The sequence below is a fragment of the Paenibacillus polysaccharolyticus genome (assembly GCF_023714295.1).
Lineage (GTDB): Bacteria > Bacillota > Bacilli > Paenibacillales > Paenibacillaceae > Paenibacillus > Paenibacillus polysaccharolyticus_A.
This window is the reverse complement of record NZ_JAMAUN010000001.1, coordinates 48,304-64,106: the sequence shown is the minus strand read 5'-3', so window position 1 is coordinate 64,106 and position 15,803 is coordinate 48,304. Positions and strand designations below refer to the sequence as shown.

At 47.7% G+C, this 15,803-nt stretch carries 15 protein-coding genes and 1 pseudogene; 11 read left to right on the top strand and 5 right to left on the bottom strand.

Annotated elements, in window-relative coordinates:
* Nucleotides 1-669: 669 nt before the first annotated feature.
* From M3629_RS00295 to M3629_RS00280, 4 genes are read right to left on the bottom strand one after another with little or no spacing between them, the layout of a single operon-like run.
* Nucleotides 670-1,416: a class I SAM-dependent methyltransferase gene (locus M3629_RS00295; protein ID WP_251502388.1), complete on the bottom strand. Its 747-nt coding sequence runs from the start codon at nucleotides 1,414-1,416 to the stop codon at nucleotides 670-672.
* A complete protein-coding gene (locus M3629_RS00290) occupies nucleotides 1,403-3,292 on the bottom strand; it encodes a nucleotide sugar dehydrogenase (RefSeq protein ID WP_251502387.1) in 1,890 nt (629 codons plus the stop codon). The genes M3629_RS00295 and M3629_RS00290 overlap by 14 nt, the downstream gene beginning before the upstream one ends.
* Before the next feature lie 34 nt (nucleotides 3,293-3,326).
* On the bottom strand, nucleotides 3,327-4,316 hold the full coding sequence (locus tag M3629_RS00285; RefSeq protein WP_251502386.1) for an SDR family NAD(P)-dependent oxidoreductase: 990 nt from the start codon (nucleotides 4,314-4,316) through the stop codon (nucleotides 3,327-3,329).
* Between the two features lie 17 nt (nucleotides 4,317-4,333).
* Entirely contained in the window at nucleotides 4,334-5,023 is a 690-nt protein-coding gene (locus M3629_RS00280; RefSeq protein WP_111268253.1) for a glycosyltransferase, read from the bottom strand.
* Between the two features lie 312 nt (nucleotides 5,024-5,335).
* Between M3629_RS00280 and M3629_RS00275 the strand changes: the two genes are divergently transcribed.
* Nucleotides 5,336-6,046, top strand: coding sequence for a GT-D fold domain-containing glycosyltransferase (locus M3629_RS00275; RefSeq protein WP_251502385.1), 711 nt, complete (start codon nucleotides 5,336-5,338; stop codon nucleotides 6,044-6,046).
* Nucleotides 6,047-6,323: 277 nt separating this feature from the next.
* On the opposite strand, the gene M3629_RS00270 is transcribed toward M3629_RS00275, so the two are convergent.
* The gene (locus M3629_RS00270) at nucleotides 6,324-6,731 is read right to left on the bottom strand and encodes a hypothetical protein (protein WP_090917938.1); all 408 of its coding nucleotides are present in this window, start codon (nucleotides 6,729-6,731) and stop codon (nucleotides 6,324-6,326) included.
* 190 nt (nucleotides 6,732-6,921) lie between these two features.
* Here M3629_RS00270 and M3629_RS00265 point away from each other — a divergent pair, with 190 nt between their 5' ends.
* The 10 genes and pseudogenes from M3629_RS00265 (at nucleotide 6,922) to M3629_RS00220 (ending at nucleotide 15,707) form a co-directional block, all read left to right on the top strand.
* Nucleotides 6,922-8,064: an RluA family pseudouridine synthase gene (locus M3629_RS00265; RefSeq protein ID WP_251502384.1), complete on the top strand. Its 1,143-nt coding sequence runs from the start codon at nucleotides 6,922-6,924 to the stop codon at nucleotides 8,062-8,064.
* Between the two features lie 81 nt (nucleotides 8,065-8,145).
* A complete protein-coding gene (locus tag M3629_RS00260) occupies nucleotides 8,146-8,724 on the top strand; it encodes a DUF1273 domain-containing protein (protein ID WP_251502383.1) in 579 nt (192 codons plus the stop codon).
* A gap of 145 nt (nucleotides 8,725-8,869) precedes the next feature.
* The gene (gene speD / locus M3629_RS00255) at nucleotides 8,870-9,685 is read left to right on the top strand and encodes an adenosylmethionine decarboxylase (RefSeq protein ID WP_090917942.1); all 816 of its coding nucleotides are present in this window, start codon (nucleotides 8,870-8,872) and stop codon (nucleotides 9,683-9,685) included.
* Nucleotides 9,686-9,921: 236 nt separating this feature from the next.
* The gene (gene flgB, locus M3629_RS00250; protein WP_090917944.1) at nucleotides 9,922-10,332 is read left to right on the top strand and encodes a flagellar basal body rod protein FlgB; all 411 of its coding nucleotides are present in this window, start codon (nucleotides 9,922-9,924) and stop codon (nucleotides 10,330-10,332) included.
* 640 nt (nucleotides 10,333-10,972) lie between these two features.
* Nucleotides 10,973-11,458, top strand: a pseudogene (locus M3629_RS00245) (GNAT family N-acetyltransferase); the annotation flags it as partial.
* A 141-nt stretch (nucleotides 11,459-11,599) separates the two neighbouring features.
* Nucleotides 11,600-12,046 (top strand): NUDIX domain-containing protein, encoded by a 447-nt coding sequence (locus tag M3629_RS00240; RefSeq protein ID WP_251504370.1) that lies wholly within the window; start codon nucleotides 11,600-11,602, stop codon nucleotides 12,044-12,046.
* Nucleotides 12,043-12,918 carry a helix-turn-helix transcriptional regulator gene (locus tag M3629_RS00235; protein WP_251502382.1) on the top strand — a complete coding sequence of 292 codons (876 nt, stop codon included), beginning with the start codon at nucleotides 12,043-12,045 and terminating at the stop codon, nucleotides 12,916-12,918. The genes M3629_RS00240 and M3629_RS00235 overlap by 4 nt, the downstream gene beginning before the upstream one ends.
* A gap of 107 nt (nucleotides 12,919-13,025) precedes the next feature.
* A complete protein-coding gene (locus M3629_RS00230) occupies nucleotides 13,026-13,571 on the top strand; it encodes an ankyrin repeat domain-containing protein (RefSeq protein WP_251502381.1) in 546 nt (181 codons plus the stop codon).
* Nucleotides 13,572-13,857: 286 nt separating this feature from the next.
* Complete coding sequence (locus M3629_RS00225; protein WP_251502380.1) at nucleotides 13,858-14,373, top strand: sigma-70 family RNA polymerase sigma factor; 516 nt, start codon at nucleotides 13,858-13,860, stop codon at nucleotides 14,371-14,373.
* Nucleotides 14,370-15,707 (top strand): DUF4179 domain-containing protein, encoded by a 1,338-nt coding sequence (locus M3629_RS00220; RefSeq protein ID WP_251502379.1) that lies wholly within the window; start codon nucleotides 14,370-14,372, stop codon nucleotides 15,705-15,707. Before M3629_RS00225 ends, M3629_RS00220 begins: the two co-directional genes overlap by 4 nt.
* Nucleotides 15,708-15,803 lie beyond the last annotated feature (96 nt).

The following is a 15,803-nucleotide window of genomic DNA, read 5'->3' as shown; positions in this document are numbered from 1 at the left end:
CCATTTATTGCTGCTCTGACTGAATTCCTACTTTCCACAGTAACCATATATCGTAACTTCGTAAAATTTCTAACGATCACAGATGACGCTATTTAGCACATTTCAGCGCTTTTGAAAATCTAACGATCACAGATGAGCCTATTTTCGTATTTCTGGCCTACATTTGAGGGGAATCACTGAATTTAAGGCAAATAACGTCGCTGGTGATCGTTAGAATTCGGTGAGCTTCAAAATGACCTAAATAAGGCTTCTGGTGATCGTTAGAAAAACTTGCCTCATTAATACGCTGTATTCTCTATAGTAATTTCTACTGGTACTAGTACAGTAGTGTTGGTACTGCTAATGACCGTAGGTCTCGGTGGTACTCATGCTAATGGCTCAGTCGCTGATAGTGGTAATTGAGTTAGAGCAGTTACTTTTTTCTAATGTGTGTGGCGGTAAGGTTAGTGTTTGTGTAGTTAGTGTTTGTAGTTAGTATTCGTGTGCTGGTCCATACTCTCACTGTGATTGCGGTTTTGTTACTGGTGTAACGGTTCCACATGCTAATGGTACAGTTACTGATGTCAGGTTTAAGTTAGTGGTGTTGGTGTTGGTGTTGGTGTTGGTGTTGGTGTTGGTGTTGGTGTTGGTGTTGGTGTTGGTGTTGGTGTTACGACAATGCTTCTCCGATTACCCTTCCTCATTCTCCTGACGACGTATGCGTTTCAGTTGCTCCACGGCACTGTCCAGCGCTTTTTTGCGCTGTTTCATGGAGCGTAGATGTTGCTGCTCCACCTCTTCAAAATGGGTATGGTCCAGCTTCATCCAGTCCAGCACCTGGTTCAGAGGCGGTTTTACGTCGAGCTGTATTTTCTGGCGTTTGCGGGCCACACAACATAGATATTTATGATGAATTTCCAGTTTCAATACTTCAAAATACGGCAATAAACACATCGCCAGATTGCTCGCATAGAACGTCTGTTTATGATCGTAGAAGGGATGGTAACCATACGGAACAGTCACGATAAGTGTACCTTCCTCTACAAGCAGTCGATGGATCTGCGACAAAAGTCTCTCGGGATGCGCAAAATGTTCCAGCACTTCCCCTAGCAGGACAGTGTCAAACGTGGTTCTCGCCTTCCATTGCGTGATGTCCAGCATGCGAAAATCGACATGGTTGCGGACGGGCTTGGATTCTTTAGCTAGCTCCTCTTGCGCATAGCGAATACTTTCTTCCTCCAAATCCACGCCTGTCACCCGAAAGCCTTCACGCCCCAGCAAAATAGACGTAATTCCCTGGCTGCATCCCACATCCAAAATACGTTTGCCTGTGGTCTCCCTGCACATCCAGTGTATACGGGTCCTCGTCGCTTCATGAGAATCTTCGGAATTAATCTCTCCGTAATAACGCTCGTTCACCCGATCATGATTCGCCATAGCCATCTCCCGTTTTCCCGTGCACATTTTTCATATCTTGATCCGCCCAGGCCTCATCTTGGCTTCCATGCGATTCACCGTTCTCGTTTGCTGCACCTTCTCCCGAGGGAACGCCCTCGCGTTTCGGACTCGGATATCTTCCATTTTGTCCTTTTACGTCTTCCCCTGCTGAATTTCCCTCTCTCGTGACTTGACCGCTGTTACTATGACCTTCCAATCCTGACGCTTCATGCTCTGTATCTTGAAAATCCTCTTTCTCCATCCCTTGTTCCTCATGCGCTACATGTTCTGTTTCCCCATGTTCAGCATCTTCCACAACTTCTTCATATTCCACATGTTTCTCATGGCCTGCATGCTTTAGATGTTCTAATTGCGTACCCGTATCCCCTTCAGCCCCCTTGTCATGCTCCAAGCTGTGTGCTCTCCCATGGTCATGTCGCTCAGGTTGACCCAGTACAACGATATTGTTTCCGCGGCATCCGGCTGTGGCGTTACGTGTATCAAAAATCAGCGGTGCATGATCCGCCATCTCCTGATAATCAAACGCAGAATGGTCTGTCGTGATGATCACCAGATCGGCCCATGTCCACAATTCGGGCGAAGCCGGCCGGGACTGGAGCATGGAGCCGTCATCTTGACGGAATAAGGGCACCATCGGATCGGTGAAAACAACATCGGCACCCGCTGCGCTCAGTAGCCGAAAAACGTCGAGCGCAGGGGATTCGCGCAGGTCGTCAATGTCTTTTTTGTACGCCATACCCGCCAGTACAACGCGGGCGCCGCGAATAGAATGACCACGTTGTTCCAGCAGGGCTGCTGCACGCTGGACTACGTGCTCTGGCATCTGCCGGTTCGTCGCATCTGCGAGCTCAATGAACCGCAGCTCCGATCCTTGGCGATTGGCTGCCCATGATAAATAGATCGGATCAATCGGAATACAGTGCCCGCCAATACCCGGTCCAGGATAAAACGGCATGTAGCCAAACGGCTTCGTTGCCGCTGCCTGTAATACTTCCCAGATATCCACGCCCATCTGCTCACAAGCCGGGGTTAACTCGTTAACCAGCGCAATGTTTACGCTGCGAAACGTATTTTCGAACAGTTTCGCTGTCTCGGCCACCGTTGTCGAGCTAACAGGCACGACTTCGTTCAGAAACGAGCCATAGAATTGTGTTCCATAACTCAGACAGGCGGGAGTCGAACCGCCAATGATTTTCGGGGTATTTTTCACCCCGTAATGCACGCTACCCGGATCAACTCGCTCTGGCGAATAACAGACATAGAAATGTTCACCTGCTGTCCAACCGCGCGCTGCCTCTATGGGCTGTTTCACATGCTCTTCCGTCGTGCCTGGATACGTCGTACTCTCCAGAATGACAAGGCTGCCCTGCTGGAGATAGGGGGTCATGCCCCCCACGGCTGATGAAATATAGGATATATCCGGCTGATGTTTATCCGTTAACGGAGTCGGTACACAGATGACAATGACATCCGCACCTGCAACTGCTGCATAATCGGTGCCTGCCGTTAACAAATTCGCCTCCAGCAGCGTTTGAAGCACCTCATCTTCAATGCCGATAATATACGAATGGCCAGCACGAAGCTTAGCTACTTTGCCTGCATCGATATCAATGCCGTGCACTTGGTAACCAGACTGTGCCATCTCAACGGCCATCGGCAGTCCCACGTAACCAAGACCGATGACAACAGCCTTCAGGGAGCGGTCATGAATGCATTGAAGCGTGGTCTGCTGTGGCTTCGGGTAGAGTTGCTTCAATCGTTGCTGTTTCCGGCCACGGCGCTCTCCTGGAGTCTGTGCCTGCTTCTCCTTTTCATCTTGACGTTTCTCTTCGGGATTCAGGCTGTTCTCACTCATCTCTTCCACCTCCAAACGTTCCGCCTCCCTTCCGTTAGTCGATATATCCTCCGGCACGCAAAAACGTAGCTATCGCCGGTTTGTTCATCATTTCACTGTCAGAGCGATACTGATCAAACTTCACACGTGGCAGATGATCATAATGTTTCGTAAGACCTTGATCGGCATGCTCCGGCAAAATGACATAATACTGCGCATCGTACTGGCGAGTACGCGGTGCTTCAAATGGCGAGATCAGCACTTCGTGCAGCTTCTCCCCCGGACGGATGCCTGTCACTTTGTAATCGCCTGACGGGCGACCTGCCTGTTCGAGCATGACAGATGCCAGTTCCGTCATGTTGCAAGCTTTCATTTTCATGACGAATGTTTCTCCACCTACCGCCGCCTCCGCTGCTTTGAGTAATAAATGAATAGCTTCGGTACGGGTCAGGAAAAAGCGGGTCATGCCTTCATCTGTAATTGTCAGGCTTTTGCCTTCGTCAATCTGTCTGCGGAACAAAGGTACAACACTGCCGCTTGTGCCCAGAACATTGCCGCCGCGGATACATACAAACCGGGTCTTCTCGCTCAGCCAGTTGGCACGAATCATCATTTTTTCGCCCAGCGCTTTGGTCATGCCATATACGTTAATCGGATCGACTGCCTTGTCGGTGGATACGTCAATGACTTTTGGAATCCCCATACGGATGGCCGCCCGAATAATATTCTGAGTTCCAATCACATTTGTTTTAAATGCTTCATCCGGCTGATCCTCACAGACCGGAACATGCTTGAGCGCGGCCAGATGGAAGAGCACATCTACGCCTTGGCACGCTTCCTCCACTGCCCGGTAATCTCGAATATCTCCAATGATAAAACGCAGACGCGGATCATTATTGAACTCCCGCTGCATCGCGATCTGGGCATACTCGTTCCGAGATAGCAGTCGAATCTCCGCCGGGTTCTGCGCAAGCAGTACCTCCGTTAGCTTCTGACCCCAGGAGCCAGTTCCTCCGGTGACCAGAATCGTTTGTCCTTGAATCATGGATGAATCCCTCCTGTTCAGATCATGAATTCACGTAAAACCTGCGCCATCTCCTCGCGGCTTAAGCGGTCTTTAGGCGGTACTTTTTTGACAGACGTATTGCTGGAATGCACGATATTGACGTAGTTCCGCGGTGCAAGCAGTTCATGTGGCAAGTCGATCACATTCCCATGCGTGCCTCGGCCCGGAAGTTTGACCCGATAACCTGCGGCATATTCCGCTGTTTTGTAGAGATAAACATAAAATTGCGGTGAGCGATGAAAGGCCGGGGCCATCTCGTTGTTCACACTGTCCCACAGATAACCATTCTGATTAATCAATGCCATCGTTTCTGGCTGAGGCTGCACATCATAGAGTTGTTGCACAAATGTTTTGTGATACAGATCGTCCGAATCCAGACGGGCAATATAGATGTTTTCTACGTCTTTGGCAAACTCCAGAATCGCACGTACACTCTCGATGTGGGTTCCAAAACGAATATTCGAAGGCAGCGGCTCCTGGCTCGCCAAAATCTCCTGCATCAGTTCCCCGGATTCTTTCGAAAGCTTCACCACTGTCAAGAAATCTTGGTTGGTCTGAGCCTTGAGACAATGCAATGTAAATGTGCGAAAAATCGTCATGCGGCGCTCCAGCCATTCGCGGGTCAGCCGCTGCGGATCTAACCCGTAGTTATTGAAGTTAATCTCAATCACAACTTTCCTGGACATACCCTTCCTCCTCATCACGCTGTAAGCCTATATGGCGAGTACAGACGTTTTCATAGTTTTTTTTAGAATGAAATCTCGCATCTACGAAACTCGTTCCTCGCGCTGATCGCTTACACTTCCATTCTCTTAAATGCCAGCACTGTATAACGTATGAACTCCCGAACAATCTGGCACCGACATATGTACTGATTTTCTTATAAATAGATTGATATACACCCCAAGTTATCTCTTGGAGGTCGAACGCACAGATCACGGTTTCTCTCGCGACATAGAATAGAGGAGCTTGATTTTCAAAGGGGGCAGGCATTCGGAATGAATTCTACTTATCTAGAAATGCAGGACGTGCTGGATCAGCTTGAAGCAGCTTTGCAAGAGAAGCGTCCATTCTCACTGGTGCGTGTGGGGGATGGTGAAAATATCGTGATGTCGCAAGAATCCGTATGGCCTATGGAGCAGGTGCTACAAGAGCGCTGGGCGGTCAAAGCCAATCTTGGACAAAAGGGACTACGGCTTCCCAACCTGAAGATGCGGGACGAAGTCGCTGCTTCGTTGAAAAGGGCCACCATTGTGGGTGTCCTTCCACGTGGAGACAGCACCATCAAGGCCCCGGATTATCTTAAGCGGCCGCTGACGGATATGATCTTTGCTCACTACGGCATCGCGCCTGCGTTGACCTGTCATGCTTGTGTGAATCGTGAGCTTGTGCAAGTACCTCGGTTTTGGCAGATGCTTGCCGGCAAACGTGTGTTGCTTGTAACGCGTGAACTGGATGAGTTACAGGCCGCACTCGTTAAGGAGCCTTATTATCTCGACATCGTAAGTACACTGGCTTTTGACAACTATGATCAGATGGATGAGACCTTGCAATGGATTCAAACGCATCAGGATGACTTTGATGTTGCACTCTTCTCTTGCGGGGTTAACGCCGTCATTCTTGCAGAACGAACAGCAGCGCTGGCAGGTAAAGTCGCCATCGATTTCGGCAAAGCTAATAACATGATTTTGAAAGGACGCGCCAACTAAGTTGCATCTACAGTATTCAGTTTTTCTCTATGCCCATGATCGATAGCTCCGCTTGGATCTCTACTTCTCCCTTTCCTTCTATATCAAAGTCTTTCAACTCTCTCTTATAAATCAATGCTCTTACACTTCTGCTTCATCTCAAAACCAAAATCCCCGCCTACCGAGGCGGGGATTTTGAGTTATATCTTGATTGGAATGATCTTGATTGCCATGTAACTGAAACGGGTACAACAAACGTTACTATAAGATAGTCTCTCTAAAGTCTTTCAAAGCTCCTTTAGTTGGTCGCGGCAATACCGTAGAACATCTCCGGCCCGGTTCGCACAGCTGTGGATACACCGGAGATGAATGACGTATATACATTTTCCAGCGCTGGTGGTGCAGCCAGATCCTGAGCTGTGAACGAATGGAACTCGGCACCGCCATTTTGCCCGACCGTTCCTTCTGCTCGATAGATGATGAAGAACGGATCGTACACAAAACCACGCACGATCTCTACAACAAACGTGTCGCCCAGTTCTCCTGTAACACCCACTGTACCATTCAAGGTAATGATCGGATTAATGACCCCCTGGGTTTGAAGACCGATTGCGCCGAAAGGTTCAGGGGATTCGGACAAAGGTAATCCCGGTGCCCCTACGTATCCCGAGTTCTCCGAGGTTCTCATATCGAGAAACACGCCCATGAAGTAACACCTCCAATGCTATGGGATAACATATTCTATGAAACTGACAACTCTTCGGATTGGATGGTTGGCAGATTTGATGAACCTATTTTTAATTCCGCGCGGTTAATGGTATATTGAACAGCATAACGAAATGAACGGATCGTATGCACACAAAGGATACAAGCTGTTCAGAAGGAGATTGTCATTCATGAATAAACGCAAACGTTCAACAGGCGGTACATCTGCCAAAGGAAAATCATACGGAGGCTCTTCCAAGCCGCGTTCCGGCCGTTACAACACTTCATCATCCAAACCGAATTCCCCTCGTTCGGGAGAGGATACGAGTAAGGTTTCAGCTTCCCATTCGTCCGTGGCGCCTGCAAAAAACGGTGGCAAAGGAAGCAAACCGGCCAAACCGGCTACGGCATCCAAGCGTCCAGGCAATGCACATTATCGCAAGTCCGAACCGCCACGTCAGTACAAGGTAACCGAACCGGATGAACTGCTGAATTTCCTGCTGAAGCATGTGAAGTCAGGACGCAATGCGGTGAAGTCCATTTTGGGACGTGGACAAGTATCGATAGATGAGAAAGTTGTAACGAAGTTTAACGAACCTCTGCTACCCGGACAGATCGTATCCATCAGCAAAGAAGGGGCTGTAGCCGCTCCTTCTCTGACAGGTATTAACATTTTGCATGAAGACGACGACATCATTGTGATTAGGAAGGAAGCCGGACTCCTATCGATCGCGGCTGACAAAAGTGACGATCTGACCGCTTATCGCCAGCTGATGTCACATGTGCGTCGTACCAACGAACTGAACCGGATTTTCATCGTACATCGTCTGGATCGGGACACCTCGGGTGTGATGATGTTTGCCAAAAGTGAAGAGGTTCAGCAGCAGTTGCAAAACAACTGGAAAGAAAACGTACAAGACCGTGTTTATGTCGCACTGGTTGAAGGCGCGGTAGCTCAAGAAGAAGGCACCATCTCCTCTTGGCTCAAGGAAACCAAAACACTCAAAATGTACTCCAGTTCCCGTCCAAACGACGGGCAACATGCGGTTACGCATTATAAACGGCTGAAGTCGAACCGTGAGTTCTCCCTGCTGGAGGTTCGTCTGGAAACGGGTCGTAAAAATCAGATTCGTGTTCATATGGAAGACCTGGGACATCCGATTGCGGGGGATCGTAAATACGGCGCACGTACAAGAGATCTCGGACGTCTGGGACTCCATGCACGAGTATTGTCGTTTATTCATCCAACGACAGGCAAACTGATGACATTCGAAACGGATATTCCGAAGCCATTCCTGTATCCGTTCCGCGGAGAGGCAACACCTGCACAATAACGTGCTCATACGAAGACGGACAACCGACTAAGATGCCGTTCCTCACGGACTCATTGTCCGTCTGAAAGGAGGTTAACACGTTTGCAAAACCTGTTCATTACCGGTTACCGTGCACATGAACTGCAAATTTTTGGTCAGAAGCATGAGGGTATCCCTTACATTAAAAAAGCCATCGCCTCCCGCCTTACACCTCTTGTGGAAGATGGCTTGGAATGGGTGCTTACTCCAGGTCAATACGGTGTCGACCTTTGGGCCTGCGAGGTTGTGTTGGATCTGAAACAGAGCTATCCACATCTGAAGCTGTCGATTATCACTGCTTTTCAGAACCCGGAGGAACAATGGAAAGAAGACAAGCAGGAGTACTACCGTTCCATTCTGTCTGGAGTGGACTATTATGGTGCAATTAGCAAACAGCCATACATCGGGCCGTGGCAGTTCACCGCACGGGACGATCTGCTGCTGCGTAAAAGCGATGGCCTGCTGCTTGTCTATGACGAAGATGCCGGCGAAGGTAGCCCGCGTTTTGTAAAGGAAAAGGCATTGAAGAAACAACAAAATGAGCATTATCCCATCATTACGGTCACTTCCGAGGATATCCAATCTTTCGCGGAGGAAGAACGCATGAATGATTTTGCTTATGATGGGGACATCCCCTTCTAACTTTAGAAACTGTACAGCAAATGCTGTGCAGTTTTTTGCTATCGCCCCAAATGGGAAACTCATGTTTTTTTTCGGGCAAGGTTGGGTATAAGTAGTATTAAAACTGCGATTTTTATGTCGTATGGGACAAAGGGGAACTGCAACCATGACTTTAACGCCAGAGCAGCGCATCCAGCTGCACGGGTTCAATAACCTGACCAAGTCACTCAGTTTCAATATGTACGATATCTGTTACACCAAGACCAAAGAAGAACGTGAAGCATACATTGAATATATCGATGAACAATATAACGCAGACCGACTGACTCATATTTTGAAAAATGTATCGGACATCATCGGCGCACACGTCCTGAATGTCGCACAGCAGGATTATGTGCCGCAGGGCGCAAGTGTAACCATGCTGGTATCGGAAGGCCCGATCGTTGAGATTCCAGAAGAATCCTTTGATGAATCTCCTGGTCCCCTGCCAGATAACGTGGTCATGCAACTGGACAAAAGCCACATTACCGTGCATACCTATCCCGAATTCCACCCCAGCGAGGGCATCAGCACCTTCCGTGCGGATATCGATGTGTCGACCTGTGGTGAGATTTCACCGCTGAAAGCATTGAATTACCTGATTCATTCGTTTGATACGGACATTATGATTATGGATTATCGCGTGCGTGGTTTTACAAGGGATACGAGCGGGCGCAAGCTGTTTATTGACCATGAGATCAGTTCGATCCAGAACTACATTCCGGACGAGATCAAAAGCGGCTTCGATATGATTGACGTGAACGTCTATCAGGAGAACATTTTCCACACCAAATGTAAGCTGAAAGAATTCGATCTGGATAATTATCTGTTCGGGTACACCAAGGACAAGCTCAGCAAAGCGGAACAACAGGAGATTACCGAGTGGCTGAAGCTGGAGATGGATGAGATTTATTACGGCAAAAATATAGACCGTTCTTCCTGATTGGACAGACCAGTCAGGAGTGATGTCATCATGAATAAAGACAAGTGATGCTGATCCTGCTGACTTCCTTCACAGAAGCAGATATTTGGGTCATATACTTGTCTTTATTGTTGTTTATTTCGGCTGTGACGGTGAGCCCACCCGCCATATGTTACTTTGAACAGATTGACAGTGTGCGCGCGAATTTCTTAAAATAGAGAGAACTGCACTCGGATGCGGTGAAGGAGGACTAGGGTATGATCGAAACGAATACGACCAAGCGTAATGAATCCCTTCTGCAAGCCTTAAACGCGCGACATGCAGCCATCACGAACAACATTGCTAACGCCGATACGCCCAATTACAAAAAGACCACCGTTGAGTTTCAAGACGAGCTTAGACGTATCATCGAGAACGGCAAAACCGGGCAGCTCCGGATGCAACGGACACATGAGAAGCATTTTCCCGTCAGCAATCCGAATGCCTCCATCGTGCAGTACCGAGTGATGCAGAACAACGAAACAGCCATGAATAATAACAACAACAATGTAGATATTGACCGGGAGATGGCTATGCTTTCCGAGAATCAACTCATGTATAACTACATGGCTGATCGAGTCAGCGGACATTACAAAAAAATGAAAAATTTATTGAATGATTTAAAATAAAAGCTTACACCAGCAGCCCTCGTGGCTGTTTTTTTGTGTATGAGGTAGAAACGCCGATGATGAAAGCTAGAATGACAGGTAATAAAACATAAGAGAATATAAGTAATATGCCTGTTCCTGGCGAAGGTTTGTCTCCCGACTCTGTAATAGGAATTGTAAAATTATTAATGAGAATAAGAACAATATAGAACGGAAGCCATGAGACCGTTGGAATGTATTTAAATTTTTCATTATGTAACATTCTCTTCGTTATGAAATAGAACAACACCACAAATGAAACCAAAAGCAAAATACTAATAACACTTATTAAAAGTGACATTGTGTTATTTGACCAACCCGTTAATCTTGTGATCCGGTAATAGTTTAGTTGTGGTAGGTAGAATAAATATAGAAAAATAGCACTTGGAATACTACATAATATTATTTTATGGAACCGATTCATAGTCTCACTCCCACATTATCCCTTTGTATATAATATAAAACAATTTCCCGATCAGCTCTAGTACTTTCAAGTGTAGAGTCTGCAAGCGTTAATCCAAGTTCTTCGCTAACCAATCCACACTGGAAGTTCGGTATTTATTAGGGCTGTAGTATAATGGGATAAGCGAAGAACGTTAGATTATATAAAAAGAGGTGCAACATGACTCGTCAATACAATGCGTTTCAAGGCTCCAAAGTCAGACTCACGGCACCCTGTCCCGAAGACAGCGTGCAAATCGCACATTTTACACAAAACTACGAATATATGCGTAACTTGGATACGGATATTGTGACGCCACAAACATCCGATGAGACCGGATCTTCTTCCGTTCGGAACGGTCAAGATTTCGAATTTGCCCTGCGCACGTTGGAAGACAATCGCTTTCTCGGATTTGTTGCCATCTATCGATTGGAATGGAATAACCGCTCTGCACAACTGGCTATCGGCATTGGTGAAGAACGAGATCGTGGCAAAGGTTATGGCAGTGACGCTCTTGCGTTGATTTTGCGATATGCATTCCATGAATTGAACCTGAATCGGATTGCTCTTGACGTGATCGAATACAACGAAGCCGCAAGACGGGCATATCTCAAGGCTGGATTCCGCGAGGAAGGCAGACATCGTGCTGCTGTTCTTCGAGACGGTACACAGTACGATCTGATCTCGATGAGCATTCTGGCAACGGATTGGTCTGCTCAGACTGGATATCCCGTTTCGTTTCAGCCAGGGTCTAGTTCGGGTAGTGCAAGTGTTTCCCCTTCGGCAGGCTCTACTACTGTTGGTAGCATGGCGGTCGAGGCCACTCCCCGGATCGGCGTAGGTGCAGTGATCCTTAATGAACGAGATGAAGTGCTCTTGGTTTGGCGTAATCGTGCGCCCGAACAGCACACTTGGAGTATTCCCGGCGGGAAAGTCGATGTGTACGAAACACTGGAGACGGCTGTTATCCGGGAGGTTAAAGAAGAAGTCAATCTGGATATTGTGATCAACAGTCTTCTCTGTACCGCAGAAACGATTCGCCCTGAACGACAAGAGCATTGGATTTCCGTGCTCTACTCCACCAAGGTCGTTAGCGGAGAAGCACGCAATCTGGAAGAAGGCGGAGCTATTGGGGAGATTGGCTGGTTCCCGCTCCATGAGCTACCTTCTCCACTCGCCAGCTTTGCCGTCCCGGCATTGGAAGCAGCGAAGCAACAATATACACAGAAACATGGCACCGACATCTCACAATGAATAGCTTTACGGGAAATACATTAACGCAACGTAGCGTCCCTTTCATACTGCATGAGTCCAGACACCAGTTCGACTGGAAAGGTCAAGGTGCCCTTTCCCTGAAAACGTTCCGGTACGGAACATCATTATACGAAGCGGGTCATGGACATTTTGCAGTCGATCAGGACAGATATTTGCTTTTGAACGAAGGACAGGAATATCAGCTACATATTGATTCACCTGTTCCCGTCGAATCTTTTTGCATCTTCTTCCCTTCGGGTCTGGTCGAAGAGATCGGTCGGAATATCTCAGGAAGTAACCGCTATCTCTTGGATGAGCCTTATGCCACATCCTCCCCTGGTACACTGGACTGGATGGAACGAACATATCCTATGACCGATCAACTAGGAGCTGCCCTTGAGCAACTACGCTTCTCCTATGCCTCTCAGGCCGTAGATGTATGGGGACTAGAGGAACAACTCTATCAACTGGGCGTGCATATGCTTGTTTTGCACCGGGATATTCGGTCGGAAATCGATAGCCTGGATATGGTGAAATCTTCAACCCAAAACGAGATATATCGAAGAATCTATATCGCACACGAGTACATGACAGCCTACTATAATAAACCTATCACGCTTGCGGAGACTGCCTCAGCCGCGCATCTGTCCGTGAATCATTTTCTTCGCAGTTATAAAAAGGTATTCGGCATATCGCCACATCAATTTTTGACGGAACGCAGGCTTCAGGCTGCTTGTCAGCTGTTATCCAATACGGATCTCCCTGTTACAGAAATCTGTTACAACGTCGGTTTTGAGAGCCTTGGCTCGTTCAGCTCCCTTTTCTCCAGACGATTTAAATACTCCCCTGCACAGCATCGGATAAAAAGGTGATTTTCGAGAAGCACTGTCCGTGTGAACGATCTATCATGGAGTTAGTTCCGAACGAGCTTACGTCACACTCCCTGTGTGGATAGATACGAAAGAGGAGGTTTTCACAGATGAAAGACACAGATCAGAGTCCAAAGCAGCTAGAGTCATTGGAACAGCTATTTGAAGCGGCACAGCAGAATGATGTGGAAAAAATAAAGTCCCTGCTAGCCGTACAACCAGAACTGGCCAACACGGAAAACAAGGATGGATTGACACCGCTGGGATATGCCGCACATTTTGGACACTCCGAGAGCGTACATGCCCTTATTGAACACGGTGCGGATGTGAATGCGATCTCTCATTCCCTTATCTCCTTCATTCCCTGCAACACAGCCCTACACGCCGCACTGGCTGGAGAACGTTCAGTGGAAGTGATCAAGCTATTGCTGGAACATGGCGCATCCACAAGCATCCTTGACAGTGATGGACAGCAAGCCCTTCATACGGCTGCCTTTCATACCGATCAGACAGCCATTATAGACTTGCTTCTTGAATATGGAGCCGATGTCAAAGCACCTAACACATCCGGCGAAATCGCACTAGATATTGCGAAGCAACGTGGTCATACCTCTGTCGCTGCTCGTCTGGAGCAAGCGATGGCAAAGCTATCCTAAGCGGGATAGATATAAGCCGCGATAACGCTGTGAATCCTTAATATACTTGGGACTCATGCTACACTTAAGACTCGGCATCGTACCTAGAAGGCTATTCGAGATCATACTTGTAACCGTCAGCATCTTCCTGGAGCCGTAATGCTCGTGGGAGGGCTGACGGTTTTTGCTGTATAATGCAATGAAACTTTCTGAAGAGCAACATGCACAAAACTTTTTTCAAAAAACAAGAACCGTTTGGCAACGATCTCTGTCTAATACGAAACAACATCAGTAAAGGAGGAGCCTTGTGACCCCTACCGAACTTACGCGAGCTGCACAAAAGGGGGATGCTGCAGCGTTTGCAGCCTTAATGGAGATGCATCAGAGCCGCCTGTACCGGATCGCCTATGCGTATCTGCATAATGAGGGCGATGCACTGGAAGCGATACAGGAAGCAACCTACCGCGCATACCGCAAACTCAAAAAGCTGAAAGAACCTACCTATTTCAGTACATGGCTAATCCGCATCCTTCTGAACTACTGTGCAGATGAACGCAAACGCAAAATCCGGTTCAGTCCCGTAACCGAGATTCGTGACTCGGGCCGCTGGGATCGTCCCGAAGATCCGGATCTTGCCGCTGCGGTAGCTTCACTTGAACCGGAATACAAACAAATTATTATTCTGAGTTATTTCGAAGGTTTCTCGTTAACTGAAGTCGCTGACATTCTCGAAATTCCGGCAGGCACGGTCAAATCACGACTGCACCGCGCGCTTGGCAAGCTCCGGGATCAACTTGAACCGAAAGGAGAGATCTTATCATGACTGACGAACAAAATCCGTTCGAAGCTTTGGAGACCCGTCTTCATGCACGCAAAGCCGAATACGATACGATGCCCGTACCGGATACAGCAACTTCCCGAGCTGTACAGGCCGGGATTCGACAAGCTTCCCGTAAACGAAAAACCAGATTACGCTGGCTGACCAGCTCCATCTCCGCAGCAGTCCTGATTTTATTGTTCACTGGCTGTATTCGGGTATCCCCTGCCTTTGCGTCCTTTGTCGAGCAACTGCCTGGCATGGAGGGAGTGGTTAGTCTGATCCGGCAAGACAAAGGATTGATGATGGCGATTGATCAGTCCCTGTTGCAGAAAGTCGGGATCACCGACGAGCATAATGGGGGTTCCGTAACCGTGGAAGGCATTATTACAGACGACTCACGCATGGTTATTTTTTATAAGATGAAAGGCATGAAAAATACAGAAAAATTCGACTATGACATCGATTTACTGGATGGAAACGGTAAAGATCTTCCTGTTGGTTTTGGCTATTCTACAACCCACTCTGATGCAGATGATCAAGTATATGAAAACTTTATTGACGTCATCTTTACCGACAAAGCCACCCCTCCGGATGTGTTAACGGTGGTATTCAAATCGAGAGACAAAGCTAATCCAGGCGTGTGGAAGGTAACGCTGCCAGTCGATAAAAATTTAACCAAGGGCATGAAGAAGGTTATCCCTGTAAACGAGACCTTAGTCGTCGATGGACAACGTATCCAGATGAAACAGGCGATCATGTATCCAACCCGGTTGGTACTTGACGTACAGATGGACCCAAACAACACCAAAAAAATCTTTGGTCTCAGCGATCTGCAACTCGTGGATGAACAAGGACGTGCCTGGAGAACCGATACCTCCGTCGGGGAAGATACACGCTCCATTTATTTTGAAAGCATGTATTTCTCCAAACCTAAAAAGCTGACCTTACAAGGCTCTGGATTCTCAGGTCTGGATAAAAAAGAGCTTGATTTCAGCCTTGACCTGAAAACACGTGAGATCACGGGCGGCCCTTCCGGTCTTCAGATGCTTGGCAGCAAAGTAGAGGGCAAGGATCTCATTATTGATTTCTCTGTTCCTGACAGCATGGAAGATAGTTTCGTACTCGGTTTCAGCAAAGTAAAAGACAGTACGGGTAAAACTTATCAAACCCCTGGTGCAAGCTGGAGCCCGGGTTATGGAAAAGATCAGGATCACACCACGGTTTCAATCACCATCGAACATGGTGCAAAATTACAGGGTCAGCTTCAGATGAAAATTGCTACCTATCCGTCAAAAGTAAAGTCACCCTTTTCACTCGAAATCCCTGTAAATCCTTGAGGGTTACGAAGATGGCCGTGGAACTCTGCACATGTCATATGTGTAATCACCTTTTGTAGGCAGATGCATACCTTGAAGTAAGAAGCATTTTATTTT

Coding starts and splice junctions, on each gene's coding strand:
- M3629_RS00295 (WP_251502388.1), bottom strand. CDS start 1,416: ATGGCGAATCATGATCGGGTGAACGAGCGTTATTACGGAGAGATTAAT.
- M3629_RS00290 (WP_251502387.1), bottom strand. CDS start 3,292: ATGAGTGAGAACAGCCTGAATCCCGAAGAGAAACGTCAAGATGAAAAG.
- M3629_RS00285 (WP_251502386.1), bottom strand. CDS start 4,316: ATGATTCAAGGACAAACGATTCTGGTCACCGGAGGAACTGGCTCCTGG.
- M3629_RS00280 (WP_111268253.1), bottom strand. CDS start 5,023: ATGTCCAGGAAAGTTGTGATTGAGATTAACTTCAATAACTACGGGTTA.
- M3629_RS00275 (WP_251502385.1), top strand. CDS start 5,336: ATGAATTCTACTTATCTAGAAATGCAGGACGTGCTGGATCAGCTTGAA.
- M3629_RS00270 (WP_090917938.1), bottom strand. CDS start 6,731: ATGGGCGTGTTTCTCGATATGAGAACCTCGGAGAACTCGGGATACGTA.
- M3629_RS00265 (WP_251502384.1), top strand. CDS start 6,922: ATGAATAAACGCAAACGTTCAACAGGCGGTACATCTGCCAAAGGAAAA.
- speD (WP_090917942.1), top strand. CDS start 8,870: ATGACTTTAACGCCAGAGCAGCGCATCCAGCTGCACGGGTTCAATAAC.
- flgB (WP_090917944.1), top strand. CDS start 9,922: ATGATCGAAACGAATACGACCAAGCGTAATGAATCCCTTCTGCAAGCC.
- M3629_RS00240 (WP_251504370.1), top strand. CDS start 11,600: ATGGCGGTCGAGGCCACTCCCCGGATCGGCGTAGGTGCAGTGATCCTT.
- M3629_RS00235 (WP_251502382.1), top strand. CDS start 12,043: ATGAATAGCTTTACGGGAAATACATTAACGCAACGTAGCGTCCCTTTC.
- M3629_RS00230 (WP_251502381.1), top strand. CDS start 13,026: ATGAAAGACACAGATCAGAGTCCAAAGCAGCTAGAGTCATTGGAACAG.
- M3629_RS00220 (WP_251502379.1), top strand. CDS start 14,370: ATGACTGACGAACAAAATCCGTTCGAAGCTTTGGAGACCCGTCTTCAT.